This window comes from Myxococcus dinghuensis, assembly GCF_024198235.1.
Classification (GTDB): Bacteria; Myxococcota; Myxococcia; order Myxococcales; family Myxococcaceae; genus Myxococcus; species Myxococcus dinghuensis.
In genome coordinates this window covers 40,208-64,571 of record NZ_JAKCFB010000020.1, presented here as the reverse complement: position 1 = coordinate 64,571, position 24,364 = coordinate 40,208, and the positions used below count along the sequence as shown (strand labels likewise).

General features: G+C 71.1%; 25 protein-coding genes. 5 read left to right on the top strand and 20 right to left on the bottom strand.

The window, feature by feature from the left end; translation table 11 throughout:
* The first annotated feature begins 9 nt into the window (after positions 1-9).
* A complete protein-coding gene (locus tag LZ198_RS24820) occupies positions 10-516 on the top strand; it encodes a nuclear transport factor 2 family protein (RefSeq protein ID WP_253974518.1) in 507 nt (168 codons plus the stop codon).
* 16 nt (positions 517-532) lie between these two features.
* On the opposite strand, the gene LZ198_RS24815 is transcribed toward LZ198_RS24820, so the two are convergent.
* From LZ198_RS24815 to LZ198_RS24775, 9 genes are all read right to left on the bottom strand, one after another.
* A complete protein-coding gene (locus LZ198_RS24815) occupies positions 533-1,363 on the bottom strand; it encodes a ceramidase (protein ID WP_253974517.1) in 831 nt (276 codons plus the stop codon).
* Positions 1,364-1,436: 73 nt separating this feature from the next.
* A complete protein-coding gene (locus LZ198_RS24810) occupies positions 1,437-2,879 on the bottom strand; it encodes an efflux transporter outer membrane subunit (RefSeq protein ID WP_253974516.1) in 1,443 nt (480 codons plus the stop codon).
* Positions 2,876-3,826: an efflux RND transporter periplasmic adaptor subunit gene (locus LZ198_RS24805; protein ID WP_253974515.1), complete on the bottom strand. Its 951-nt coding sequence runs from the start codon at positions 3,824-3,826 to the stop codon at positions 2,876-2,878. Before LZ198_RS24805 ends, LZ198_RS24810 begins: the two co-directional genes overlap by 4 nt.
* 26 nt (positions 3,827-3,852) lie before the next feature.
* On the bottom strand, positions 3,853-4,029 hold the full coding sequence (locus LZ198_RS24800; RefSeq protein ID WP_253974514.1) for a DUF1656 domain-containing protein: 177 nt from the start codon (positions 4,027-4,029) through the stop codon (positions 3,853-3,855).
* A 17-nt stretch (positions 4,030-4,046) separates the two neighbouring features.
* Complete coding sequence (locus tag LZ198_RS24795) at positions 4,047-6,080, bottom strand: FUSC family protein (protein WP_253974513.1); 2,034 nt, start codon at positions 6,078-6,080, stop codon at positions 4,047-4,049.
* Positions 6,077-6,547 carry a MarR family winged helix-turn-helix transcriptional regulator gene (locus LZ198_RS24790; RefSeq protein WP_253974512.1) on the bottom strand — a complete coding sequence of 157 codons (471 nt, stop codon included), beginning with the start codon at positions 6,545-6,547 and terminating at the stop codon, positions 6,077-6,079. The genes LZ198_RS24795 and LZ198_RS24790 overlap by 4 nt, the downstream gene beginning before the upstream one ends.
* A gap of 166 nt (positions 6,548-6,713) precedes the next feature.
* The gene (locus tag LZ198_RS24785; protein ID WP_253974511.1) at positions 6,714-7,394 is read right to left on the bottom strand and encodes a hypothetical protein; all 681 of its coding nucleotides are present in this window, start codon (positions 7,392-7,394) and stop codon (positions 6,714-6,716) included.
* Between the two features lie 40 nt (positions 7,395-7,434).
* A complete protein-coding gene (locus tag LZ198_RS24780; protein ID WP_253974510.1) occupies positions 7,435-8,136 on the bottom strand; it encodes a hypothetical protein in 702 nt (233 codons plus the stop codon).
* 349 nt (positions 8,137-8,485) lie between these two features.
* Positions 8,486-9,958, bottom strand: coding sequence for a PDZ domain-containing protein (locus LZ198_RS24775; RefSeq protein WP_253974509.1), 1,473 nt, complete (start codon positions 9,956-9,958; stop codon positions 8,486-8,488).
* Positions 9,959-10,080: 122 nt separating this feature from the next.
* Here LZ198_RS24775 and LZ198_RS24770 point away from each other — a divergent pair, with 122 nt between their 5' ends.
* Positions 10,081-11,202, top strand: coding sequence for an NAD(P)-dependent alcohol dehydrogenase (locus LZ198_RS24770; RefSeq protein ID WP_253974508.1), 1,122 nt, complete (start codon positions 10,081-10,083; stop codon positions 11,200-11,202).
* Positions 11,199-11,696: a DUF4334 domain-containing protein gene (locus LZ198_RS24765; protein WP_253974507.1), complete on the top strand. Its 498-nt coding sequence runs from the start codon at positions 11,199-11,201 to the stop codon at positions 11,694-11,696. Before LZ198_RS24770 ends, LZ198_RS24765 begins: the two co-directional genes overlap by 4 nt.
* A 68-nt stretch (positions 11,697-11,764) precedes the next feature.
* Here LZ198_RS24765 and LZ198_RS24760 read toward each other — a convergent pair whose 3' ends face one another.
* From LZ198_RS24760 to LZ198_RS24730, 7 genes are all read right to left on the bottom strand, one after another.
* Entirely contained in the window at positions 11,765-12,136 is a 372-nt protein-coding gene (locus LZ198_RS24760) for a YciI family protein (protein ID WP_253974506.1), read from the bottom strand.
* A gap of 153 nt (positions 12,137-12,289) precedes the next feature.
* Complete coding sequence (gene ureG, locus LZ198_RS24755) at positions 12,290-13,024, bottom strand: urease accessory protein UreG (protein WP_253974505.1); 735 nt, start codon at positions 13,022-13,024, stop codon at positions 12,290-12,292.
* A gap of 11 nt (positions 13,025-13,035) precedes the next feature.
* Positions 13,036-13,698, bottom strand: a complete 663-nt coding sequence (locus LZ198_RS24750; RefSeq protein ID WP_253974504.1) for an urease accessory protein UreF — start codon at positions 13,696-13,698, stop codon at positions 13,036-13,038.
* Positions 13,699-13,719: 21 nt separating this feature from the next.
* Positions 13,720-15,435 carry an urease subunit alpha gene (gene ureC / locus LZ198_RS24745; RefSeq protein WP_253974503.1) on the bottom strand — a complete coding sequence of 572 codons (1,716 nt, stop codon included), beginning with the start codon at positions 15,433-15,435 and terminating at the stop codon, positions 13,720-13,722.
* A complete protein-coding gene (gene ureA / locus LZ198_RS24740) occupies positions 15,435-16,202 on the bottom strand; it encodes an urease subunit gamma (RefSeq protein WP_253974502.1) in 768 nt (255 codons plus the stop codon). Before ureA ends, ureC begins: the two co-directional genes overlap by 1 nt.
* Before the next feature lie 86 nt (positions 16,203-16,288).
* Complete coding sequence (locus LZ198_RS24735) at positions 16,289-17,125, bottom strand: urease accessory protein UreD (RefSeq protein WP_253974501.1); 837 nt, start codon at positions 17,123-17,125, stop codon at positions 16,289-16,291.
* Positions 17,126-17,171: 46 nt separating this feature from the next.
* Positions 17,172-17,894, bottom strand: coding sequence for a hypothetical protein (locus LZ198_RS24730; protein WP_253974500.1), 723 nt, complete (start codon positions 17,892-17,894; stop codon positions 17,172-17,174).
* A 244-nt stretch (positions 17,895-18,138) separates the two neighbouring features.
* On the opposite strand from LZ198_RS24730, the gene LZ198_RS24725 reads away from it, so the two are divergent.
* On the top strand, positions 18,139-18,531 hold the full coding sequence (locus tag LZ198_RS24725) for a hypothetical protein (RefSeq protein WP_253974499.1): 393 nt from the start codon (positions 18,139-18,141) through the stop codon (positions 18,529-18,531).
* Positions 18,532-18,627: 96 nt separating this feature from the next.
* Here LZ198_RS24725 and LZ198_RS24720 read toward each other — a convergent pair whose 3' ends face one another.
* From LZ198_RS24720 to LZ198_RS24710, 3 genes are all read right to left on the bottom strand, one after another.
* Entirely contained in the window at positions 18,628-18,975 is a 348-nt protein-coding gene (locus LZ198_RS24720) for a PilZ domain-containing protein (protein ID WP_253974498.1), read from the bottom strand.
* Between the two features lie 113 nt (positions 18,976-19,088).
* Positions 19,089-19,799: a TFIIB-type zinc ribbon-containing protein gene (locus LZ198_RS24715; RefSeq protein ID WP_253974497.1), complete on the bottom strand. Its 711-nt coding sequence runs from the start codon at positions 19,797-19,799 to the stop codon at positions 19,089-19,091.
* Between the two features lie 47 nt (positions 19,800-19,846).
* Positions 19,847-21,268: a galactose oxidase-like domain-containing protein gene (locus LZ198_RS24710; RefSeq protein WP_253974496.1), complete on the bottom strand. Its 1,422-nt coding sequence runs from the start codon at positions 21,266-21,268 to the stop codon at positions 19,847-19,849.
* A 226-nt stretch (positions 21,269-21,494) separates the two neighbouring features.
* Between LZ198_RS24710 and LZ198_RS24705 the strand changes: the two genes are divergently transcribed.
* Positions 21,495-22,925, top strand: a complete 1,431-nt coding sequence (locus LZ198_RS24705; RefSeq protein ID WP_253974495.1) for an ELWxxDGT repeat protein — start codon at positions 21,495-21,497, stop codon at positions 22,923-22,925.
* 24 nt (positions 22,926-22,949) lie between these two features.
* Here LZ198_RS24705 and LZ198_RS24700 read toward each other — a convergent pair whose 3' ends face one another.
* Entirely contained in the window at positions 22,950-24,050 is a 1,101-nt protein-coding gene (locus LZ198_RS24700) for a hypothetical protein (RefSeq protein ID WP_253974494.1), read from the bottom strand.
* Positions 24,051-24,364 lie beyond the last annotated feature (314 nt).

Here is a 24,364-nt window from a genome sequence, read left to right as displayed (position 1 = left end):
TCGCTCCGCGTGTCCACTGTCTCCCTGTTGTTGTTCGTGCTCGCCGCCGCTCCGGCCAAGGCCCCCGCCACCGACGCGAAGGCCGCCATCACCACGGTGCTGGATGACTGGCACAAGGCCGCCGCCGACGCGGACGAGGCGCGCTACTTCGGCTACTTCACGCCGGACGCCGTCTACCTGGGAACGGATGCCACGGAGCGGTGGACGCGCGACGAGTTCCGCGCGTGGGCGAAGCCGTACTTCTCCAAGGGCAAGGCGTGGAGCTTCAAGGCCGTCTCCCGGCACATCTTCCTGTCGAAGGACGGCAAGGTGGCCTGGTTCGACGAGGCGCTCGACACGCCCAACATGGGGCCCGCGCGGGGCAGCGGGGTGTTGGTGAAGGAGGGCGCGGGCTGGAAGATCGCCCAGTACAACCTGTCCATCCCCATCCCGAACGACGTGATGGACGACTTCGTGAAGCGCATCCACGACTACGAGGCGGCGAAGGCCACGCCTCCCGCGCAGGAGAAGAAGTAGCCTGCCGTCCTCGGGACTACCCGGGCTGGCTCGCGGGGGAGGGGGCCCCCTGCTCCGCGGGCCGTGCGGGACGCAGCACGCGTGGGATGACGCCCAGCACGAACTGGAGTCGGGCGTCGTGGCCCAGCGTCCTGAGCCGCTCCCTGGCGATGACCAGGAGCAGCGCGTTGAAGCCGAACGACACGAGCACGTGCCACCACGCGTGGAACTGCGGGTTGGGGAGGCCGTGCGCGGGCAGCGTCTCGTTGAGCGTGGGGCAGAACTGGATGTCGGAAATCCACAGGACGATGGCGAGCGCGTAGGCGGCGATGCCGAGTCGGAACAGCCGCTTCACGCCCACGTCGGGGCTCTTGCGCTGGAGGAAGTAGGTCCGGCCGAGCGCGTAGAACTCCAGCGACGCGAAGCTCACCTGGAAGAGGAAGAACTGCACCGCGCCCCGGGTGAAGGCCGTCAGGTACGTGACGAGCACGGCGTGGCCGAACAGCGCGAGCGGGAACCAGCGTCCGAAGCGCGGCTGGGGACGGTCCTCCAGCAGGATGTAGACGATGACGATGGCCAGATAGAGCATGGGCAGCTCGTCCAGCATCTGGTGCTCGCGTTGCAGCGTGGTGTGGAACGCGGTGCTGCCCACGCCCACCAGGGCGAGCAGCGCGAAGGCGAGCTGGAAGCGGCGCTCCAGCAGGTGTCGGTGGAAGACGATGCCCAGCACGCCCGTGAGCACCAGGACGAGGCTGGAGGCCGAGTTGAACAGCTCACCGACATGGAAGAGGTGCTGGTAGTTCGTCTCGCACCAGTCCACGGTGGAGGTGCTGGGTCCCCAGAAGCCCGTGGCGACGGTCGCGGTCATGAGGCGCGTACCGTAGCACTCGTGGGGCAGGTGGGCGGTGGTTCTCCAGGACGAGGAGAACCCGAGCGTCTGGTTACCTGCTCGCGACGGGAGCGGTGTCCTCCTCCCAGCCTCCGCCCAGCGCCAGGAAGATGGAGATCTGCTGGAGCGCGAGCTGCCCGTCCGACGTCGCGAGCGCCGCGTCCGCCGACGCCAGCGTGCGCTCCGCGTCCACCACCTCCAGCGAGCCCGCCGCTCCCGCGGCCTGGAGCTTGCGCGCCAGCCGGACCGCCTCGGCGCTCTGGTCCCGGGCCACCACCAGCTCCGCGTTGCGCTCCAGCTCGCGCGCGTAGTTCGTGAGCGCCGTCTCGATTTCGCGCAGCGCGCCCAGGAGCACGCGGTCGAAGTCGGCCGCCGCCGCGCGGGTCGACGCCTCCGCCTGTCGGATGCGCGCCTGGGGGCCGCCCGTGGGCAGCGTCCAGCGAATCAGCGGGCCCATGCCGAAGCGCAGCGCCTGGTCCGCGACGAAGTCCCCGGCCGTCTGCGACGTGGCGCCCGCGGACAGGCCCAGGCTGATGCTCGGATAGAGGTCCGCCACGGACACGCCGATGCGCGCCGTCGCCGCCGCGAGCCGCCGCTCCGCGCCCCGGATGTCCGGCCGTCGTCGGATGAAGCTCGCGCCGTCCCCCGTGGGGATGACCTGGCTCAACCTGGGGGGCGTGCGGCAGTCGGCCACCTCCATCGGCGCCTCGGACGGCTGTCGTCCCATCAGCACCGCCAGCCGGAACAGGGCGCCGCGCTGCTGCGCGAACAAGGGCGGCAGCGTGGAGCGGGCCTGCGACACCTGCGCCTTGGCGCGCGCGCTGTCCAGGCCACCCAGGCGTCCCACCTTCACCTGTCGCTCGGTCAGGTCCAACGACTCCTCGAACAGCTTCACCGTGCGCTGGGCCACGTCGAGCTGGTAGCCGGCGATGCAGGCGTCCGCGTAGGCGCGCACCGTCTCCGCCACCACCGTGATTCGCGTGGTGTCCCGCACCGCGCGCGCGGCCTCCGCGTCCGCGCCGGACGCCTCGAGGGTGCGGCGAATCTTCCCGAACAGGTCCACCTGATACGACGCGCTGAAGCCCGCGTCGAAGCGGCCCGCCGGGTCCAGCGGCTCGGGTGAACCCACGGCCGCGCCGGAGCCCTGGTTCCAGCTCACGCCCGCCTCCACGCTGACGCTCGGGTAGCGCAGGGCCCGGACCTCGTCGACCACCGCCCGGGCGCGCTCCAGGTTGGCCACGGCCACCGCGAGGTCCTTGTTGTGCTCCAGCGCCTTCTGCACGAAGCCATCCAGCTCGGGAGACTGGTACAGCTTCCACCACGGGCCGTCCGGCGCGTCGTTCGAGAAGACGGCCTCGTGGGCGCTCGACAGCTCCACGGGCTTGTCCGTCGTGAGCGCCTCGGGCTTCTGGTAGTCCGGCCCCACCGTCACGCAGCCGGTGGCGAGCGTCGAGGCCAGCAGCAGGCCCGCGCGTCGACGCGTCCGCGGCGTCACGGGGCCTCCTTGGCGGCGCGGGTCGTCCGGGGTGTCTCGCGCTCGAGGTCGTCGCCGTCATCCTCCCACGGGAGGACCTCGACGCTCGCGGTGCGGCCGGCGATGAGGCGCATGCGCCGGGGGTACTCCTCCAACGCGATGCGCACCGGCACGCGCTGCGCGATGCGCACCCAGGGGAAGGTCGGGTTGACGTTGGGCAACATCTGCGAGCCCGTGCTGCGCTCACGGTCCTCCACCGCCAGGGCGATGCTCTCCACGCGCCCGCGCAACACGGCGGACTCGCCCATCAACCGCACCTCCACGGGCGCGCCCACGCGGATGCGGTTGAGCTTCGTCTCCTCGAAGTAGCCCGCGACGTAGATGGAGTGCCGGTCCACCACCGCCATGGCGGGGCTGCCCGAGCCCACATAGGCGCCCGGGCGCAGGAGCAGGTTGGTGATGGTGCCATCCACCGGCGCGTACACGGTGGAGCGCTCCAGGTTGAGCTTCGCCAGCTCCAGGTTGGAGGTGGCCAGGTCGAAGGACGCGCGCGCCTGCTGGGCCTGGGTGGCGACCTGCTGGCGGCGCTCGTCGGAGACCACGCCGCTCAGGTCGTGGTAGCGCCGCGCGTCCGTCTCCGCCTGCCGCAGCGCCGCGCGGGCGTTGGCCAGCGTGGACTCCGCCTGCTGCACCGCGAGCGTGTAGCGCGCCGGGTCCACGCGGAAGAGGACGTCTCCCTGCTGGACGCCCTGGTTGTCGCGGACGAGCACCTCGGTGACGCGGCCGGCGACCTCGGAGGCGACCTGCACGACGTCGGCGCGCACGCGGCCGTCGCGCGTGCGCGGCTCACGCTCGTAATAGAACCAGAGCTCGTAGCCGCCCAGCACGGCGAGGACGACGAGGATGACGGTGACGAGCACCTTGCGACTGAGCGCGAGGACGTTCGCCAGACGGGGGGACGTGGCCATGGAGCGGGTTCCTGGAGCGAAAGAGGTCAGCGCGACACGAAGACGGTCGCGCACATGAGGAGGATGTAGAGGGCGAGGTCCGCCAGCGCGGGGTGCCAGACGTGGCGGTAGAAGCCAGCGCGCGAGAGCACCTTGCGCAGGACGAAGAACACCGCCCCGGCGATGCACGCCGCGACGAACGGGAAGGGGAGATACACTCCCATCACATCCACTTCGTGGGTCATGACGTGGGTCCAGCCGTCAGGAGCAGGGGGGACGGCACCCGGATGTAGGAAGGCGCGTCGGGGAACAGCGCCCGCCGCAGTCCGGCGAGCGCCACGGCGCACCGGCGACCATGGGACGTGGCCGCGTCCAGCGCCGCGTCGATGTCCTCGAGCAGCAGCGCGGGCGGCGGCTTCAGGTCCTCTTCCAGCGACCGGAAGTGCAGCGACACCCCGGAGAGCACCCGGTCCACCGCCTGGGACGCGGTGGGCGTCAGTTGACGCTGGTGGTTCTCCAGGTCGAGCACGTGCAGCCCGACGCGCAGGTCCGTCAGCGCGTCCGCCGCCAGCAGCGCGTTCGCCGGGTCCATGGGGAGCTGGCGCGGGACCAGCAGGCCCAGCCGGTCGAACATGCGCCCCAGGAACGGCCGGCGGTGCGCGGCGTCGGGCGTCTCGGCCAGCTCCGCCACGTCCTTCCAGCCCGCGCGCAGGATGCGGTGGACGCCCACGTCCGGCCGCGCCACGCGCACGATGGACACCACCACCACGGCGATGATGACGCCCACCAGCGAGGCGAGCTGCCCGTTGACGAAGTTGGCGAAGTCCGCCGACGCGCCGGTGGAGGGGCCGTTGTCGATGGTGATCTGGAAGACGGGGAACGCGGCCAGCATGCCCAACGCGGGGTTGGCGGCCAGCACCCCCAGGGGAATCAGCAGGAACGACAGCGCGAACAGCAGCGTGGGCATGCTGTCGATGTGCGGGAACACCGCGAACATGTAGAAGCCGCCCAGGACGCCCGCGGGGACGAGCACCTTGGTGAGCATCTTGAGGGCGGGCAGCGGGTTCTCCGACGTGCCGGAGAACATCAGCGCCATCATGATGGCCAGCAGCAGGCCGCCCACGCCGTGCGGCCAGTCGAGCAGGTACCAGAGCCCCGCCACCGCGGCGAACACGAGCCACCCCGTGGCCACGGTCCACAGCACCATGCCCAGGTCCTTGTGCTCGGAGGGGCGCGTGCGGTCCGCGGCGAGCCGGAGCCGGCGGGGCACGGCGGCCTCCTCGGACGCGAGCCGGCGCTGCATGAAGCGGCAGTCGCTCCACAGGGTGACGAGCTCGCGCAGTTGCTTGAGCAGTTCCGCCAGCATCAGGTCGCGCCAGCCCTGCTGGTCCGGCGCGGGCGTGGCTCCTCGCAGCGTGCGCTTGAGGTCGGCGGCGCCGTCCGTGGGGGCGCCCGCTTCGATCCACGCGCTCAGCCGCTCGCGGAAGCCCGTGAGCGCCGGGGGCAGCTTGCCGCCGTCGCGGGTCAGCTCCAGGGTCCGGTCCTCGATGGTGGCCATCACCGGGAGGAGCCGGAGCGTCTCCTCGCGCAGGAGGTCGACCAGCTTGCCACCCCGGCGCAGCTCCTCGTCCAGGTCGAAGCGGATGTTCACCGCGAAGGCGTTGAGCGCGGCGGCCTTGGCGGCGAGCGCGCGGCGGTCCTTGATGGAGGCGGCGCGGCGCGCGGGGTCGTCCGACAGCGCGTCCAGCATCCACTGCTGCGCGCCGCCGAGCCAGTCGCGAATCAGGGCGCCCAGCGCCGGGCGCGCGCTGCGAGGGAAGAGGATGCTGTCCACGACGACGAGGCTGAGGAACGCGAGCGTCAGCTCCGTCACGCGCGCCACCACCGTGCTGAACACCTGCGTCGGGTCCACCGCGCCCGGCAGCGCGCCAATCATGGGCGTGATGCCAATCATGACGAACAGGTAGTTGGTCGGCCGCCGGTCCAGCATGGACACGCCCAGCCACAGCGAGGCCCAGGCGATGATGGCCACCGTCATCGCGAACGGCGAGTCGATGAACACCGCCGCCAGGAGCAGCGACGCGACGCCGCCCAGGAACGTGCCCCCGGAGCGCAAGAGGCCCTTCAACCGCGACGCGCCCGTGAGCGGCTGCGACACCAGGTACACGGTCGCGAAGGCCCAGCTCGGACGGTCCAGCCCCAGATAGAACGCCACCGTCACGGCGAGGGCCGCCGCGACGAAGGTCTTGAAGGAGAACAGCAGCTTCTCGTTCACGACTCGTTCTCGACGCTCTCCGCCGCCTTCTGGCAGGCCAGCAGCACGCGCAGGCAGTCCTGGAGCCGGGTGTCGGAGACGTCCGCGAGCGCCTGCGTATGCAGCGCCGAGCGCAGCGGCGTCAGCGCGCGCGTCATCTCGTGCCCCTTGGGCGTGGCGCGCAGCAGCCGCACCCGCCGGTCCGCCGCCGTGGGCTCGCGCGAGACGAGCTGCCGCGCGCAGAGCTGGTCCACCAACCGCACCACCGTGGGCCCCTCCACGCCCAGCTCCTTCGCCAGGTCCTTCTGCGCCATGCCCTCCTGCCGGGCGATGATGGTCAGCGCCGTCCCCATGGCCGACGACAACCCCAGCTTCACGAAGCTCCGGTCCGCCACCCGTCGAAGCTGCCGCAGGGTCGTCCCCAGCACCTGGATGAAGGTCTCCTCGAGCTCCTGGCGGTCCACGCGCGACTGGGCAGATGGCGACATAGGTCCCATAGGTAGGGAAGTAATAGGTAGCTTGCTATCTAAATTGGACCTGGGTGGCAAGGGGGTGCCCGGGGCGCCGCTCGCCGGGCGGGGGGGAGGGCCGTGAACCCCGAGAGGTCCACGGCCCGGGGCTACAGGGACCGATAAGGGCGGGGGACGGAGGCCCTCACGCCATGAAGGTCAGGGAGATGTCGGCGTGGCCATTGCTCACGGGGGAGGCGGTGAGCATGAAGCTGGGGCCGCCGCTGCCGGATGCGTACGTGTAGAAGGGGTGCTTCATCTCGGTGTTGGCCTTCGCGCCGGACTGGTCCTCGCATCCGAGCGGCTCCACGCGCACCAGGCGGATCCTGACCTGCCCCGAGAACCCGCTGTCCGTGGTGTCCGTGAACCGCACCTCGACGTCGACGTCCTGGCTCCCATCCGTCAGGGTGAAGTGGACGGAGGGCCCCTGGTCCTTGTTGGCCGCACCCGCGTAGTTGCGCGTCCCCAGCTCGATGTCGACCGACTTGCCCGTGGCGACGATGGTGCTCTTCAGGCTCGCGTTCTCCACCCGCTCCAGCATCCGGGTGACCAGGGTGTAGGGGGTGAAGTTGTTGACCTTCAGGGTCAGGGAGTGGTCGTCGGTGGAGTTGTGCTTCATGTTCCGACCGCCCAGCCACAGGTTCACGCCCGCGGTCACCAGGCTGGCCACCGCGCCGACGACCCCGAACCCCAGGGTCGCCGCCACCTGCTCGCTGTCGTCCAGGCGGTTCAGGTGGTTCCAGATGAGAGGGCCCGCCTTTCTCGCGGCGCCCGAGCCCTCGGAGAAGGTCAGCGTGCTGTCGGCAGAGGTCTGCTTCGCGCTCATGTCTTGCTCCTCATTTTGAAGGTGGAGTTGCCGGAAACCGTCAGACCTTCCGCCACGGGGTGAGGACCAGGGTCATCCTGTGCGAGTCCAGCGCGGTCGCCATGATGGCCACGCCGAACGACGGAGCGGTCCCCTCGCCCACCGCGGCGGCGTAGAGCAGCGTGTTCGTGGTCTTGGAGCTGCTCTGCTCGCTCCGGTCGAAGATGACGTTCCCGTAGTCCGTGTTGAAGGAGTAGGGGGCGATCTCCCCGTTGTTCGCGCGGGTGATGTGGAGGCCAGCGTGCACGGTCTGTGCGTCCCGCGCGCAGAGGATGAAGTCGAGGTAGAGGTCGAGGTTCCCGTCGAAGGCCTTGTTGAGGTTGAAGTTCAGCGTCGAGTTCTGTCCTGGCGTCAGGATGTCCAGGTTTGCCGTGGCGTAGCAGTCGCTGTTGCACCGCACGCTGTAGGGGATGGCGACGTGCTCCGTGTCGTTCTGGACGGAGACGTCGAAGGTGTTCTGCTCGTCGGTGGGCCGCCGGATGGCGCTCAGGATCATCCCGAGCGAGCCGATGGCGTCAGCGACGTTGCCGACCTTGTCGGAGGTGCTCATCGACGCGGCGAGGGCACCTCCGCTCGGCGCGACGGTGTAGATCCTGGCCAGCTCGGAAGCGGCCTTCGTACATGGGAGGGTGTAGACACTCCCGGTGGCTGCTGCGTGGACGGACGGAGTCTGCTTGTCCGCGACTTTCGACGGGACATACATGGGGGCTCCTCGAGTGCCCGCTCCTCTGGGCGGTTGGCACGGCGGTTCGACCTGCGACGCGTGGGTTCGCTCGGCGGTCGCGGCGAGAGGTCCAGGCGGAGCGAACGGGCGTGCCCATTCTGCGGAGAGCACCGGTACGTGATGGAGAATGGGATGTCTTGGATAGGGGAGCCGTCAGGGGATGTCAAGCGTTGGGTCCGAATGGACAGACATGTTGCGTGAGTCCATCCCGGTGTGTCGGGTGGAGGTCAGTCCGTCTGGGATGAGGGTGAGGCCAGGCTCCACGCCCGGCGCCCGCACCGCTCCGCGGATTCCCGTGCGCGCAGGCGGTCGATGCCGCGTGAGGGCCTCAGGAGCGCATCGGGTCGCGGCGCTCCAGCTTGCGCCAGTGCGTGGTGTCGCCCGCGTTGGGGTCGAAGCCCGGGGTGGCGGAGAGGACGACCTCGCCCTGGGGGTTCATCCACTGCTCGGCATAGCCGGCCGGCAGGTACATGCCGTGCTGGTTGTAGGGATTGGTGAAGGTCTCCACGCCCGCGAGGTACTCGCGTTGGCTCTCGGCGATGCGGTCGAAGCTCCGCATGCGCTCCTCGTGCAGTTGCTGGCCGAGCTGCTGGATGTGGGCGTTGTGTTGCTGGAGCGCGCGGCCGAAGGCGGCGGTGTCGGCCATCTGCTGGGCGAGCCCCTGGCGGAACAGTTGTCGGACGACGGTGAGGGCGGCGAGCCACTCCGGGGTGAAGTGCGTGTTCTGGAGCACGGCTTCGATGAGGGCGGCGTGACGGTCCAGTTCGCCTCGCGGCGCGCGGCAGGAGGCGGCGGACTGTACGTTCCACATGGCCATGCCTCCGGCCATGGGGGCATGGGCGAGGGTGAAGGAGACGTCTTCTTCCCAGACCTCGCCGTGCTGGTCGTAGGTGTAGCGCAGCCGGACGGCCTGGGCCTGCCAGCCCGCGTCGCTGGCGACGGCGAGCTGCGCGCGGCGTGGGAAGTCCTGCCGTGCGACGGGCCTGCGACCCCGCAGGTGGGGCAGGGCCTGCGGTGCCCAGAAGCTCTCGACGAAGCGCGCGGGGTCGGACTCGGGCGGAGCGAAGAGGGCGCCCATCCAGTTCTGCCCCGGGAGCATGAGGCCCGGGAGCTGGTCGGTGAACGCGAAGTGCATGGTCGGCAGCCACTCCAGGGTGACGCCGGAGCGCGGGTCGTTCATGCGCAGGCGCAGGTTCGTCAGGACGCTGAACTCATGCAGCCACGCGATGTGCCCCTGGGCCTGCCATCCCTCCGGGACGAGGAAGCGCAGCGCGGTGCGGCCACCCGCGGCGGGGTCCTCGAGGGTCCGGGGCAGGAGTCGCACACCACCAGGCGTCGTCCGCGCGGAGGGTGGCTCCGGATGGAAGGGAAGGGGCGTCTGCGGCGGCGCCGGATGGAAGGGCAGGGGTCGAGGCGCCATGGGCGGCGCCTCGGGTGGCTGTGTCCCCGGCGGCGTCCCGAGCGCCGCGCGAGTCATCACGACCTGTCTGGGGTGCGCGTTGCCACGGACATAGACAAGCAAGAGCTGGGAGCCCACGGGGCCGCGAATGGCATCCACGAGCTGGGGCCCAGGAAGGCTTGCGACGGGGATGCCGTTGACGGCGACGAGCCAGTCTCCGGGGCGCAGGCCCGCGAGGTCCGCGGGGCCGCCCGGGGCGAGCGTGTCGACGAGGATGCGCCCATCCGGCGCCGGCTTCAGCCCGAACCCCGCGCCTCCGAGCGCCGGAGGCCCCGACTGCCACACGGATGCGAAGGTGAGCGCCAATGAGGCGCAGAGCAGCGTCGCGAGCAGTGGATCCACGTGTCGTTCCCCCTGGACGGTGGAGCGTAGCGTGCCGCTCCCCGCACGCTCAACGCGGGGCCGGACGCGGTCGGAGCGATTCTGTGGCGACATCGTTGGCGGATTGCCAATAAGATGGGTCCATGGGTCATCCGGTCCGTGCCGCGCTGCTGCAGGAGGTGAATGGTCCCTTCGTCATCGACGAGGTCGAGCTGGAGTCGCCACGTGCGAACGAGCTGCTCGTCCGGGTGACGGCGAGTGGCATCTGTCACACGGACCTCACGTATCGCGCGGGCGCGGGGCGCTTCCCGCTCCCGGCGGTCCTCGGGCACGAGGGCGCGGGCATCGTGCAGGCCGTGGGCGAGGGCGTGACGGCCTTCGTCCCCGGCGACACGGTGGTGCTCAGCTACTTCTCGTGTCGCGCCTGTGCTCCCTGCGAGGGCGGTCACCCCGCCTACTGTCAGCAGGGCTACGCCGGGAACTTCTCCGGCGCCCGGCCGGACGGGACGTTCCCCATGCGCTGGCGGGGCGAGCCCATCCGTTCGAGCTTCTTCCACCAGTCCTCCTTCGCCACCCACGTGCTGGCGCACCAGCACAACGCGGTGAGGGTCTCCGCCGTCACGCCACCGGAGCTGCTCGCCCCGTTGGGTTGTGGCTTCCAGACGGGCGCCGGCGCGGTGTTCGAGGCCTTCCGTCTCCAGTCCGGACAGCAGCTCGCCGTCTTCGGCGCGGGCGCGGTGGGGCTCGCGGCCATCATGGCGGCGCGTGTCGCCGGGGCCTCCACCATCGTCGCCGTGGACCTGAGCCCCCAGCGCCTCGAGCTCGCGCGCGAGCTGGGCGCCACGGACGTCTTCCTCGCCACGCAGCCCGACCTCCTCAAGTCCATCCTCAAGCGCACCCGCGGCGGCGCGGACTTCACGCTGGAGTGCGTCGGCCTGCCCCAGGTGCTGCGTCAGGCGTTCGACGTGACGCGCCCGTTGGGGACGTGCGGCCTCTTGGGCCTCCCCAGTCCGGACAAGGCGGACGTCACGCTCCCGATGATGGGGCTGCTCGTGGGCAAGCGCCTGGTGGGCATCCTCGAGGGCGACGCGGACCCGAAGACCTTCGTCCCCCGGCTCATCGCGCTGCACGCCGAGGGGCGCTTCCCGCTGGAGAAGCTCAGCCGCTCCTACGACTTCGAGGCCATCAACGACGCGGTGCACGACATGGAGACGCGCACGGCCATCAAGCCCGTGCTGCGCATGAACGGAGGACACACCCCATGACGTTCGACGAGGCAGTGAAGGCCGGTCGCATCTCGCTGGAGCAGGCGCTCGCGCTGTTCGACGGCCTGCCCACCGTGGACCTCGCGTTCATGAAGGGCCGGTGGAAGGGGAGCGAGCTGCACACCGGCCACCGCATGGACGGGATGCTCGCGGCGACGGGCTGGTACGGAAAGGAGTTCGTCGACACGGAGAGCGTGCACCCGCTGCTCTTCTTCACCGAGGACCGCGGCTCCGTGTTCCCGGTGGACCCGAGGAAGTGGCCGTCCCCCTCGATTCGCGGCCCCGTGGGCTCCCATCGCGCGGACGTGGAGACGAACAAGTTCAAGGCGCGGCTGCGCATGACCGAGTACCGGGGCCGGCTCAGCGCGACGATGATCTACGACGACTGGCCCACCCACGACATCTTCCGCAAGGTGGACGAGGTCACCCTGCTCGGGGCCATGGACGCCCGGGACATGGCGCAGCCCTACTTCTTCATCCTCCGTCGGGACTGAGCGACGGCGCGGACGCGGCGGGCCCCCTGCTCGGGCGGGCCCGCCGGTCCAGGACTCCCAGGCGCCTGCTACTTCCCCATGCCGGGGTCGAAGATGGGCCGCACCTCGGACTCGCCCTCGAACTCGGGCCAGTGCTTGCGGTGCAGCTCCATGAACTCGGTGGAGATGCGCAGCGCCTCCTCCTTGGAGGCCGCCTGGATGATGGCCCAGCCGCCGATGACCTCCTTGGTCTCGGTGAAGGGGCCGTCCATGACGCTGAGCTTCCCGTTCGCGAGCCGGACGCGGAAGCCCTCGCTGCTCGGCAGCAGGCCGCCCGTGTCGACGAGCGTCCCGTCCTTGAAGGACTTCTCCACGTACTGGCCCATCGCCTCCATCAGCGCGGCCGGCGGGCCTCCAGCGCGGTGGGTCTCGGTGCTGCGGATGAAGGTCAGGTATTTCATGGTGTCTCCTGGAAGAGGTTCACCCAGGCAACGAATGGCGCCGGAGGGGATCGACACACCCGCGACTTTTTCGCGTCGCGGGGTCGACTCCGCACGAAAGCGCCGTGTTTCCAAGAGGTTGGGGCGCGCTTTGTTGACAGGGCCCTGTCGAGGTCAGGCCGGGCGGCCGCCGGTGCGCGCGCGCCAGGCGCCAACCAGGTGCTCGACCACCTCGTCGAGTCCGACGTCCTTCGTCACCTGGGTGAAGACGAACGGCCCGTCCCCGCGCATCTTCCGGGCGTCGCGGTCCATGACACCCAGGTCCGCGCCCACGTGGGGGGCCAGGTCCGTCTTGTTGATGATGAGCAGGTCGGACTGGGTGATGCCGGGGCCGCCCTTGCGCGGCACCTTGTCCCCGCCGGCCACGTCGATGACGTAGACGGTGTAGTCCGCCAGCTCCCGGCTGTACTGCGCCGCCAGGTTGTCGCCGCCGCTCTCGACGATGAGCAGCTCCGGCGTCAGCTCCTCCATGAGCTGCTCCAGCGCCAGCAGGTTGTGGCTGATGTCCTCGCGGATGGCGGCGTGGGGGCAGCCGCCCGTCTCCACCGCCTTGATGCGCTCGGGGGACAGCGCCTGGTTGCGGACCAGGAACTCCGCGTCCTCCTTGGTGAAGATGTCGTTGGTCACCACGCCCAGCCGGTAGCGCTCGCGCAGCTTGCGGCACAGCGCCAGCACGAGCGCCGTCTTGCCGCTGCCCACCGGACCGCCGATGCCGATGGTGAACGCGCGCGCCTCGTAGTCGCGCTTCTTCGGCTCCTCGCGCTCGTGGAAGTGGCCCGGGTGGTCCCAGTCCTCGTGCGTGTGGTCGTGGTCGTCGTCATGGCCGTGGCCGCGGTGGTCGTCATGCATTGCGCATCACCTCAGGACAGGAAGAGCCTCGAATAGAGCCGGTCGTGCGTGGAGCCCAGCAGGTCCAACAGCGGCGAGGGCTGCGCGAGGTCGTCCAACCCCAACCCCGCGCACCGCTCCAGCACCGCGTCCAACAGCGGCGCCGCCTGGTGCTGGAGCTGGTGGGACTCGTGCGTGCCGACGATGCCCAGCCGCACCGCCGCCGACAACGCGCCGCGCGCCGTGAGCGACAGGAGCAGTTGCTGCGCGTCCGCCAGCTCCACGTCCAGCGCGCGCAGCACCGCGCCGAACAGGGGCGCGTGGTGGAAGCACAGCCCGGCCGCGCGCGCCGCCTCGCGCACGGGCCCCACGGGCTTCGGGAAGATGCGCGAGCACGTGTCCAGGAACGCGCGGCCCTGCGTGCGGCTGGCGCGGTTGGCCACGTGGCCGGACAGGAACGCGTCCGCGCGTGCGTCCAGCGCGGGAAGGGTGGAAGGCTCGCGGTGCGCCGCGCCCACCAGCGGCAGCGCGCCATGTCCCGTCTGCCACAGCAGCTCCCGCAGGAACCGCCGCAGCTCCGGCGCGCCGCGCACCTCCCCCGCCTGCACGGCCGCCTCCAGCCCACCCGAGTGCGCGAAGCCCCCGGTGGGGAACCCCGAGTCCCCCAACTGGAGCACCTTCCAGAACGAGCCCATGCGCGCGGTGTCCCCGGCCGGTCAGAACAGCGTGTAGCGCTGGGCGAGCGGCAACCGCGTGGCGGGCTCGCAGCGCAGGAGCTCTCCGTCCGCGCGCACCTCGTACGTCTCCGGGTCCACGGTGATGGTGGGCGTCGCGTCGTTGAGCCGCATGTCCCGCTTGCCCAGGCCCCGGCACCGGTTCACCGCCACCAGCCGCTTGCCCAACCCCAGCCCGCGCAGCGCGTCCTCCGCCAGCGCGCGCTGCGACACGAACGCGAGGCTCGTCGCGCCGAGCGCCCGCCCGCGCGCGCCGAACATGGGGCGCATGATGTACGGCTGCGGCGTGGGGATGGACGCGTTGGCGTCACCCATCTGCCCCCAGGCGATGAAGCCGCCCTTGAGCACCAGCTCCGGCCGGATGCCGAAGAAGGCCGGACGCCACACGACCAGGTCCGCCAGCTTGCCCACCTCGACCGAACCCACCTCGTGCGACAGCCCGTGGGCGATGGCCGGGTTGATGGTGTACTTCGCCAGGTAGCGGCGGATGCGCAGGTTGTCGTTGTCGCCCTGCTCTCCAGGCAGCCGCCCGCGCTGCTCGCGCATCTTGTGCGCCGTCTGCCACGTGCGGCAGATGACCTCGCCCACCCGGCCCATGGCCTGGCTGTCCGAGGACATCATGCTGATGGCGCCCAGGTCGTGGAGGATGTCCTCCGCGGCGATGGTCTCCCCCCGGATGCGGCTCTCCGCGAACGCGACGTCCTCGGGAATCTCCGGGTCCAGGTGATGGCAGACCATGAGCATGTCGAGGTGCTCGTCCAACGTGTTGCGCGTGTAGGGCCGCGTGGGGTTGGTGGACGAGGGCAGCACGTTGGGCGCGCCGCACACCTGGATGATGTCCGGGGCGTGGCCGCCGCCCGCGCCCTCGGAGTGGTACGTGTGGATGGTGCGGCCCTTGAACGCCGCCAGCGAATCCGCCACGTAGCCCGACTCGTTGAGCGTGTCGGTGTGGATGGTGACCTGGACGTCCTCGCCCTCCGCCACGGACAGGCACGTGTCGATGGCCGCGGGCGTGGTGCCCCAGTCCTCGTGCAGCTTCAGGCCGATGGCGCCCGCGCGAATCTGGTCCACCAGTCCCTCGGGCAGGGACGTGTTGCCCTTGCCCGTCAGCCCGATGTTGAGCGGAATCGTGTCCGTCGCCTGGAGCATCCGGTGCAGGTTCCAGATGCCCGGCGTGCAGGTGGTGGCCTTGGTGCCGGTGGCCGGCCCCGTGCCGCCGCCCACCCAGGTGGTGATGCCGCTGGCGAGCGCCTCGTCCGCCTGCTGCGGGCAGATGAAGTGGATGTGCGTGTCCAGGCCGCCCGCCGTGACGAGGTGGCCCTCGGCGGAGATGGCCTCGGTGGTGACGCCCACCACCATGCCCGGCGTCACGCCCGCCATGATGTCCGGGTTGCCCGCCTTGCCGATGCCCACGATGCGGCCGGCCTTGATGCCGATGTCCGCCTTGTAGATGCCCGTCCAGTCCAGGATGAGCGCGTTGGTGATGACCACGTCGAGCGCGTCCACGTCGTGGGTGCCCGCGCGCTGGCCCATGCCCTCGCGCAGCACCTTGCCGCCGCCGAACTTGCACTCGTCGCCGTAGACGGTGGCGTCGCGCTCCACCTGGGCCCACAGCCCGGTGTCGCCCAGCCGCACCCGGTCTCCGGTGGTGGGACCGAACATGTCCGCGTAGTGACGGCGGTCCATCTTCCGGCTCATCAGCGCTCCTCCTCGTGCCCGAAGCCTTGCTCCCGGACCGCTTGCATGGCGCGCTCGCGATTCTCGGGCGAGACCTTGCCGCTGCCCAGCGCGTTGCCGCCACGCACCACCTGCTCCCCCGCGATGGCGACCAGCTGCACCGTCTTGCGCTCCCCCGGCTCGAAGCGCACCGCGGTGCCCGCCGGGATGTCCAGCCTGCGGCCGTAGGCCTTCTCCCGGTCGAACACCAGCGCGCGGTTCGTCTCGAAGAAGGGGTAGTGGCTGCCCACCTGGATGGGGCGGTCGCCCTGGTGCGTCACGGCGAGGGAGATGGTGTCGCGGCCCTCGTTGAGCACCAGCTCCCCGGGCTGCACCCGCACCTCGCCGGGGATGCCGTCGACCGGGGCGGGCGGCGCGCCGAACGTCTCCACCGGGGGCACCGGCAGGAAGCTGCCGTACAGCGCCAGCGTCAGGTCGCCGTGCTCCGCCACCACTGGGTGGTGCACCGTCACCAGCTTCGAGCCGTCCGCGAAGGTGCCCTCCACCTGCACCTCCGCCAGCATCTCCGGCACGCCCTCCATCACCTGGGCCCGCCCCAGCATGCGGCGCCCCAGGTCCATCAGCTCCGCCACGTTCTTCCCGTCGCGGATGAGCTCCAGCAACTGGGTGGCGATGAGGGCCACCGCCTCCGGGTAGCTCAGCCGCACGCCCCGGGCGAGGCGCTTCTGGGCCAGGAAGCCCGCCTGGTGCAGCAACAGCTTGTCCACGTCACGAGGGGACAGATGCACGCGCCTGACTCCTGGATGGCCCGGTGGGCCCGTGTCTTGAGCCGCCGACGTTAGTGCAATGCGTCAAGCGCCGCCAAGGGTGGGACTCACACCCTGCGGGCCCAGGGGTCGTCGCCCAACAGGGGTGGGAGGAAGGCGAGCCAGTCGCGGGTGGTCCGGACGAGGGCCTCCACGGACACGGCGGCGGCGCGCAGGAGCAGGCCGTGGGTGCCCAGTGGGCTGGCGGAGGGGACCAGGTCGGCGCGTGGGGTGACGGGCAGGGCGGTGACGCGGGCGTGGAGCGCCGCGCGCGCGTCCGCCAGGGCCGCGCCCACGAGCAGCACGGAGGCCATGGCCTCGAAGCGGCCCAGCCGCTCCACCAGGGCGCCATGTCCCGGCTCCAGCAGCCAGCGCTCGTCCACCAGCGCCCGGCCTCCCAGGGACACCTTCAGGGTGGAGGCGTAGTGGTCGAATGCCCAGCGCTCGCCGCTGGCGCTGCGGCCGGCGGTGACGATGTCCGCGAAGACGAGGGACGCGCCGGGGGCGAGCTGGAAGTCGAACGTCTGCGCGTACCGCGCGCCGGTGAAGCAGGCCGTGGGGTCGGGCACGAAGGCGAGCAGCGCGTCCTCGCCCACGCGCGCCACCACGTCGCTCCGGCACCCCGAGGGGGAGCGGTACACGCGGTTGGCGCCCTGCGAGGACAGCCACGCGGTGGCGCCCGGCGCCACGTCCACGTCCAGGTGCAGGTGGTCCCCGTCCACCAGCCCACCGCCGAACGAGCTGGTGTAGGCCCACGCGGCGTGCCCGTGGTTGCGCGGGGTGAGCAGCCGCAGCGGGCTGTGCGCCAGCGCCGTGCGCACCACGGTGTGGGGGCCGGAGCGCTCGAAGGCCAGTCGGGCGAAGCCCGCGCGCGCGGTGTGGGGCCGGGGGGAGGACAGGCTCACGCGCGTGAGCCTGGGACAGGAGGGCCCCCGAGCACAATGGCCCGCGTCAGGACTTCTCCCGCGGGAAGCCCCTCTTCAGCCCGACGAGGTAGAGGCTCAGCTCGGCCAGGTCGTGCAGGGGGTGCCCGCCGTCGCGCAGGGCCCGGTCCAGGTTCACCTCCACCTCCCTGGGGCCGGAGGGGGTCAGGAACGTGAACCGGACGCGCCCGTTGTTCAGGACCGCCGTGGAGCGGGGGCCGGGGGGCGGGAGGTCCTCCAGCTCGGAGGCCGCCACGACGAGCAGGTGGCCCGCCTCCAGGACATCCGTCCGGGTGTCGCGCTCGGCGGGGACCCGCTGGGCGCCGTGGTGGTAGAGGCTCTCCCCGTCGAGGAACACGGCCAGGGTGATGGGCGTGGCGTGGGTCGCCGCCCCTTCGTCCGCGACGAAGTAGCTCTCGACGACCACGCCCAGGACCTCGTCGGCGGCCTCGGGGGCGGGCTGGATGCCCCGCTCGCGCAGCCGGTGCCAGCCGAGCAGCACCGAGCGCGCATCCGTGCGCGCGGCCTCCATCCCCTGTCCCTCGGCGACCTGGTCGAGCAGCGCCTGGAACGCCGGGTCGTCCTCCGGGGCCCGCTCCGCGAAGACGACCTCACGGACCTCCTCGGAGAGCCGCGCCCCCTCGAGGACGGGCGGCGGTTCCCGGTTCTGGAGGTAGACCGCGCGAACCCTCCAGACGAACCACAACACGCCCATGCCCAACGACGCCGCGACCCAAGACCCCCAGGACATCCATTCCCCTCGATACGCGAGCCCGGGCCGCCCCGGGAGCACCGGACGTTTCCGGATTGCAGCCGTTGTTTTATGACATGAATGACGAGATGGCGTGAGGGCGAATCCGTGGAGCCCGCCAGGGCTCCGGTGGCATCAATCGCTGACGCGTATCACCGCGAGTTGTTGTCGCGACTCGGATTGTCGAAGATGGCGTCGGCCCGGACATCCACTGCTCGCTCATCTTCACGACAGGAGATTCGACATGAAGCGATGGACGCTGTGGCTGTTGGCTTGCGCCGCCAGTCTCGTGTTGGGGTGCGGAGCCGCGCCAAACGACGTGACGGGGCCGGGCGAGGAGTCGGGGGTTGCCTCCGAGGAGCTGACGTCCTGTTCCGCCACGTGCCAGCAGGGGACGGTGAGCTGCCCGGCGACGACGACCACCTGCTCCGCGACGCAGTACGTGGGCGTGACGTGTGACGGCATCAGCATCCCGTGTCCGTCGCCTTCGTGCTCGCCCTCGCTCCCCTCGTGCGCGGACCTCTACAACAAGGCCTGCAACGGCAACTCCACGGTCCGGGTCCCCTGCTGCGACAGCCCGGAGAGCGAGAGCTTCTGCCAGTGCAATGCGTCGACGCGGAGGTACGTCTGCGCGTAGTCGCTCCTGGCGCGCGGCTCGCGCCGTGACGACGTCGGGCAGGAGGTGGACTCCCTCCTGCCCAGGACGTCCGGGAGGGGCCCGCGGACCGCGTGCTCAGCTCCGGATCGCCTCGGTCTCCTCGGGGACGAGCACCGTCTTGAGGCGCTCCAACGTCTCCGGGGTGATGTCCATGAACGCCAGGCCCACCTCGAAGCGGGCCACCTCGTCCTTGGCGAGCTTGTTGATCCACGCCACGCGGGCCCGACACTCCAGCGTGGTGCCGTCGCTCAGATACAGGTCGACCTCGAGCTGGCTGCCTACCGTGTATTGCTCGTCGGAGTAGATGCGTACTCCGCCGAGGCTGGCGTCCAGCACCTGTCGCTTGTCGCCGAACTTCAGCCGGGCGGGGCGCGCGTACAGCGGCGCCTGGAGCCGGGGGAACAGACGGCGATCATCGTGCATGACGGACCTCGCGCTCACATGGCTCATCTTCGGCGCTCCCCCGCCCCGCCTTCCGGCGGGCCCACTGGGTAGATCGATGAGCATAGGGAAAACCCGGGAGTTGTGAAGGTGGGTCAGTGGAACAACCCCGCCACCGCCTCCAGGACGACGGCCATCGCCTCTCCCACCGCGGCCCCGCCCTCGGCGGCGGCCTCCACGGCGGCGCTCAGGCTCTCCCCCATGCTCGAGACGTCCACCAGGTCCACGGCGTCCGACGCGAGCTCCAGGGCGTCCGTCGCGTCGCCCGCCCGCTCCACCACGCTGGCCAGGGCATCCGCGACCCGGGAGTGCTCCCCGGGCGCCCTCGCCGCCACATCCGCCAGGGCCACCGCCGCCATCCCCGCCGCGGCGCCTCCCGCCATCACCGCGGCCCCCATGGCGAGCGGGCGCATCGCGCTCCGGTGCCACTCCATCAGCGCCTTCAGCTCGTTCGGGTCGAGCCACAACCCATGGCACTTCCCGCAGAAATCCACCGCGCACACCTCCGTGGCCACCTTCGCGAGGTACTCACCGCAGCACGGACAGCGGGCGGCCTCCACCCCACACAGCCCGCAGCTCGTGCGGTGCGTCGGGACGTGGTGCCGCGCGTGACGACAGCGACGGGAGGCCGTGTGCATCGCCGTCACCAGGGCGTCCGTCTTCCAGCCCGGCGCCAACCGGTCCAACTCCCCCGCGTTCAGCCAATGGCCATAACAACGTTCACAGGTGTCGACCTGGACCCCGCGCATCTCGATGACGCGCAGCGTGGGCGCAGGTTGTGGGCAGATGGGGCACTGGATGCTCATGCTGTGTCTCATCCTTCCACGAAACCCGAGGGGCTCCCAGGTGGACCTCAGGGAGGAAGGACCCGGACCCTGCGGCCGATGGACGGCACGCCCGAGGTGTCCACCAGGAAGAGGTGGTAGTCGCCGGGCGGCGCGTGGTGGTGCGTGGGGGGCGCCCGCAGGGTGAGCGTCCCGTCGCCTCGCGTGAAGTCGAGCGTGAGCAGCCGTTGGTTCTGGTCGAACGCGTGGGTCACCGACCCCAGGGCGATGAGCGTCACGCGCGCGATGCGGGCCGCGTCCGGGGTGACGACGTCGAACGTGGCGCCGGGGCTCACCGTCGCGGGCGCGTCCGTCAGCTCCGGGCGGGGGCCCTTGAAGAGGTAGGGCGGGGCGAAGACCTCGGCGGTGTGGTCGTGGCGTCCGCCCGCGGTGAGCACGCGTCCATCCGGCAGGAGCAGCGCGATGGAGTGGTAGCCCCGGTAGCCGGCGCTGTCCGCCAGCCGCCGCCAGGTGTTGGTGGTGGGGGACCACAGCTCCGCGTGGGCGACGGAGCCCGCGGCGGTGTCGAAGCCGCCGCTGCTGCTGCCGCCGGTGACGAGCACCGTGCCGTCCGGGAGCAGCGTCGCGTTGTGCTGGCGGCGGCGGGTGGTCATCGGCGCGACGTGGCGCCAGCGGGGCGTGGCCGCGTTCAGGTCGATCTCCTCGACGGTGTCGGTGGGCGGGTCGCCGCCGCCGATGATGAGCACCTTGCCGTCCAGGTAGACGGCGGGGCCGTAGCTGCGTCCGCCGAAGTTGCTGCTGGGGCCCTTGGTCCAGGTGCCCTCGCCCTCCGGGTCGAACCACAGCGTGCCCCGCCACGGCGTGGCGAAGAAGAGCTTGCCGTCGGGGGCCAGGAACATGCGCGGGTAGTAGGGCAGGTCCTTGGTGGCGCTCTCGTAGGTCTTCCATGTCTGGCTTTGCGCGAGGTAGCGCTGGGGCACCGGGTTGATGTCGCCGGAGCCGTTGACCTCGCCGGAGAGCACCAGCACGTCGCCGTTGGAGAGCGTGGTGTTGGTGGGGTACCAGCGGCCGGCGTTCATCTCCGGCAGGCGCGTCCAGGTAGAGGTCACCGCGTCGAAGAGGCTCGCGTCGGCCAGGCCCACGTGGCTCTCCACGTGGCCGCCAGTGACGAGCAGTCGACCGTCGGCGAGGAAGGAGTGTCCGGCGCAGAAGATGTTGTAGCCGGGGTGGGGCAGCGCGGTGAGCTCGCCCGTGTCCGGGTTCCAACGCCGCGGTGGGAGCAGGCCCTCCTCGAACTCGCCGAAGAACATCACCGTTCCGTCCGGAAGCAGACTCGCGTGGGTGGCGGAGAGGGGCCAGTGCATGACGGGGGACCACAGGCCCATCGTCAGCTCGGATTGGCTCCAGGCGACGGGAGCGGCGAGCAGGCACACGACGGCGGACCACGCGAAGACCAGGCCCGAGGATACGAGGGCACGACAGCGTTCCATGAGGGACTCCGAACGACTCTGGGGGACATGGAACGTAGGGGAGGGGCCGTGGGCGTCGAGCCGTCCGCGTGTCGCGGGCAGTGCCGGCTGCGCGATGCGTGCCTCGCACCCCGGGGCGGTTGTCGCCGCCGGGCATCTGTCCTGGTCTGCCGCCCGCGCGACGGCGTCAGGGACCGTGTCCTCGGTGGACGCTCCCGTCGACCCGCGCGCGAGGGAGAGGTCTTCGATGATGCGCAGGTGGTCAGCCCCCATGCTGGTGGCGGTGCCGTGGCTCGTGGGTTGTTCGTATGTCCCGGAGGATGAGGCGGTCGGGGCGCAGGCCGTGGTTCCCTGGGAGGTCTGCTCGGCGGACGCGGTGGCGCTGGGGGTGAGCCCCGTCGAGCCGTCGGAGCGGTCGCGCTCCATGGCCGCGGCGCCGTGGGGCCTGCTGTTCGTGGGGGACGCTCCGCCCACCGGCCGCGAGCCGTGGGTGAGCAGCGGGAGTCATGGGGCGGGCACGTTCCTGTTGAGGGAGCTGGTCCCGGGCCCGGAGGGCTCCGACCCCATGGACCTCACGCGCGTGGGAGACCGGGTGTTCTTCTCCGCCACCGACCCGGTCCATGGGCGGGAGCTGTTCGTGAGCGACGGCAGCCCGGAGGGCACGCGGTTGGTGGCGGACCTGTGGCCCGGCGAGGAGGGCTCGTTCCCGGAGGGCCTCACGGCGCTGGGCGGGCTGCTCTACTTCACCGCGGGGGACCCGGAGCATGGCCGCGAGCTGTGGCGCACGGACGGCACGCAGGAGGGCACCGTCCTCGTGGTGGACCTGGACGAGGGCCCCGAGGACTCCGCGCCGGACCAGCTCGTGCCGGAGGGAGAGGGCGTGCTCGACTTCCTCGCGCAGGACCGGGGCTTCTCCACGCGGTTGATGCGCCTGGATGTCCGGACGCGCCACGCCACCGAGGTGTTCCGCGTCCCGAGCGAGCGTGGGATTCAAGGGCGGCCCACGCTCGTGGGGCGCAGGCTGTTCTTCGTGGCGGGCGGCGCGCACGGCGAGCCGGTGTCGCTCATGGTGACGACCGGGGGCGCGCCGCCGGTGGTGCTGGCGCGCTTCGACGAGGTGCGGTCGATGGTGGGGATGCGTGGGCGGCTGTACTTCGCCGCGTCCGCGCACGGCGCCGGTGGGGACCTGGAGTTGTGGACGAGCGATGGCTCACCCCAGGGCACGCGCCGGCTGAGGGACGTGCGACCGGGCCGGGAGGGCTCCGGGCCGGAGCAGCTCGTGGTGCTGGGCTCCCAGCTCTTCTTCGTCGCGGATGATGGCGTGCACGGCATGGAGCCGTGGGTGAGCGACGGCACGGAGGGCGGGACGCTGCTCTACGCGGACCTGGTGCCCGGCGAGCAGGGCTCCGCGCCGCGCTCGCTCACCGTGACGCAGGGGCTGCTCTTCTTCGGCGCGACCCCGGACGGGGCCACGTACGCGCCCTGGGTGACCAATGGCCTCCCCGGGGGCGCGGCGTCGCTCGACTTCCTGGTGCCGAACGCCGCCGCGTCGGACCCGCGAGGCTTCATCCGCTCCGGCTGGGACCTCTTCTTCACCGCCACGGACGCGCAGGGGGGACGCCAGCTCCACGCGCTGCCCTTCCGCCCGGAGCCGGCGTGTGGCCCCCGCGCCTTCTGAGCCAGGAGCGAGGGCCGGGGGACGTCAGAGGAGCGGCGGCAGCGCCTGCTTCAGCTCGTCGCCCAGCCTCCAACCCACGGGCTTCTCGCTGGTGACGAACTCCAGCGTGCCGTGGGAGAGCGTCACGTCGGAGTCGGCGCCCACGCGCAGGTGCACGCGCTGGACCTTCTCGAGCAGCGCCTGCCGGGCGTCGTCGTCCTTCGTGAAGGACTCCAGCGCGGCGAGGACCTGGTCCGCCAGGAACGCGAGCGCGCGCAGGGCCTCCGCGCTCGTGGCGTCCGCGCCGGGGGTGAGCGTGAGCGGCGTGGCGCGCTCCATGAGGGTGTCCAGTCGTTCGCCCTTCTTCTGGAGCTGGCGGCGGAGCTGGAGCTGCGAGATGACGGGCGCCGCGTCCCGCTTGAGGCCACCGAGCGAGCCCGTGTCCAGCACGCTGAGCGCCTCGAGGTGGTTCAGGTTGATGACGACGGCGTTGCTGTTGCGGTCGCGGTGCTCCTGGAGCAGGAGGGAGCGGCCCTCGCTCCGGTCCTCGAGGATGTCCCGGACGACGCCCGTGAAGTAGGTGCCGCTGCGGGTCGTCACCGTCACGAACGGCGGGAGCAGGGGGACGCCCGCGTCGCGGCGGTGGGCGATGCGCAGCAGCGCCTGGAGCGTGGACTCGACGCCGCGGGACTTCAGGTCGAGGAAGGGGCCGAGCGCGTCGGTGGACGGCTTCAGCTCCGGCTCGGCCTCCAGCACGCGCTGGATGCCCTCGCGACGGTCGTAGACGTCGTCGATGTTGGAGAAGGGCTCGTGGTCGAGCGTGAGCACGCCGTCGACGAAGGACGCGAAGCTGGAGCCGGAGCTGTTGCCCGCGACGTTCTTGATGACCACCTGCTTGAGCGCGCCGTGGAGGAACTCGCGGCCCAGCGCGTCCTCGGCGAAGGTCTTCACCGCCTCGATGAGCGGCGCGAAGTAGACCTTGGGCCAGGCCTCCTCGAACAGGTGCGCGTAGTCGTCCTGGATGAGCGTGGCCCAGTCGACCTTCACCGGCACGTCGAACCGGGCGGCGTCGTTGAGCGCCTGCTTGAGCTGCGGAAGGGTCGTCTCCTCGAACTGCTTGGCGGCCCTGCGTTCTGCGAGTCCCATTCACATCTCCCGTTGGTTGCGGCGGGCAGTCTGGCCCAGGCCCACCGTGGACGCGCAAGCCTCGCCGGCCGTTCCCACGCGAGCGCACGATGACTGGCTGCGTCGCCGTCTTGACGGGCGCGAGGTGTCTCATTACCTTGCGCAAACCCTCTCGACGTGGCGCCGCAGCGCCTCTCGCGTGACTCCCTCCACAGCCTGAGTCGTCTGCTCCCCCGCGCCACCCGTGCGCGCGCGAGGGCGTCTGGCTCGCGCGTGTCCGCATTCTCGAATTCTCACGGTCGCGAGGTCATGAAGACCTCGTGTCGTCCCGGCGT

What these genes read in the sequence shown, in the direction of transcription:
- LZ198_RS24730 (WP_253974500.1), bottom strand. Translation starts at nt 17,894, where the DNA reads ATGTCCTGGGGGTCTTGGGTCGCGGCGTCGTTGGGCATGGGCGTGTTG.
- LZ198_RS24705 (WP_253974495.1), top strand. Translation starts at nt 21,495, where the DNA reads ATGATGCGCAGGTGGTCAGCCCCCATGCTGGTGGCGGTGCCGTGGCTC.
- LZ198_RS24800 (WP_253974514.1), bottom strand. Translation starts at nt 4,029, where the DNA reads ATGGGAGTGTATCTCCCCTTCCCGTTCGTCGCGGCGTGCATCGCCGGG.
- LZ198_RS24790 (WP_253974512.1), bottom strand. Translation starts at nt 6,547, where the DNA reads ATGTCGCCATCTGCCCAGTCGCGCGTGGACCGCCAGGAGCTCGAGGAG.
- LZ198_RS24760 (WP_253974506.1), bottom strand. Translation starts at nt 12,136, where the DNA reads ATGAAATACCTGACCTTCATCCGCAGCACCGAGACCCACCGCGCTGGA.
- LZ198_RS24725 (WP_253974499.1), top strand. Translation starts at nt 18,139, where the DNA reads ATGAAGCGATGGACGCTGTGGCTGTTGGCTTGCGCCGCCAGTCTCGTG.
- ureG (WP_253974505.1), bottom strand. Translation starts at nt 13,024, where the DNA reads ATGCATGACGACCACCGCGGCCACGGCCATGACGACGACCACGACCAC.
- LZ198_RS24780 (WP_253974510.1), bottom strand. Translation starts at nt 8,136, where the DNA reads ATGTATGTCCCGTCGAAAGTCGCGGACAAGCAGACTCCGTCCGTCCAC.
- LZ198_RS24700 (WP_253974494.1), bottom strand. Translation starts at nt 24,050, where the DNA reads ATGGGACTCGCAGAACGCAGGGCCGCCAAGCAGTTCGAGGAGACGACC.
- LZ198_RS24770 (WP_253974508.1), top strand. Translation starts at nt 10,081, where the DNA reads ATGGGTCATCCGGTCCGTGCCGCGCTGCTGCAGGAGGTGAATGGTCCC.
- LZ198_RS24765 (WP_253974507.1), top strand. Translation starts at nt 11,199, where the DNA reads ATGACGTTCGACGAGGCAGTGAAGGCCGGTCGCATCTCGCTGGAGCAG.
- LZ198_RS24720 (WP_253974498.1), bottom strand. Translation starts at nt 18,975, where the DNA reads ATGCACGATGATCGCCGTCTGTTCCCCCGGCTCCAGGCGCCGCTGTAC.
- LZ198_RS24805 (WP_253974515.1), bottom strand. Translation starts at nt 3,826, where the DNA reads ATGGCCACGTCCCCCCGTCTGGCGAACGTCCTCGCGCTCAGTCGCAAG.
- ureC (WP_253974503.1), bottom strand. Translation starts at nt 15,435, where the DNA reads ATGAGCCGGAAGATGGACCGCCGTCACTACGCGGACATGTTCGGTCCC.
- LZ198_RS24750 (WP_253974504.1), bottom strand. Translation starts at nt 13,698, where the DNA reads ATGGGCTCGTTCTGGAAGGTGCTCCAGTTGGGGGACTCGGGGTTCCCC.
- LZ198_RS24785 (WP_253974511.1), bottom strand. Translation starts at nt 7,394, where the DNA reads ATGAGCGCGAAGCAGACCTCTGCCGACAGCACGCTGACCTTCTCCGAG.
- LZ198_RS24815 (WP_253974517.1), bottom strand. Translation starts at nt 1,363, where the DNA reads ATGACCGCGACCGTCGCCACGGGCTTCTGGGGACCCAGCACCTCCACC.
- LZ198_RS24715 (WP_253974497.1), bottom strand. Translation starts at nt 19,799, where the DNA reads ATGAGCATCCAGTGCCCCATCTGCCCACAACCTGCGCCCACGCTGCGC.
- LZ198_RS24710 (WP_253974496.1), bottom strand. Translation starts at nt 21,268, where the DNA reads ATGGAACGCTGTCGTGCCCTCGTATCCTCGGGCCTGGTCTTCGCGTGG.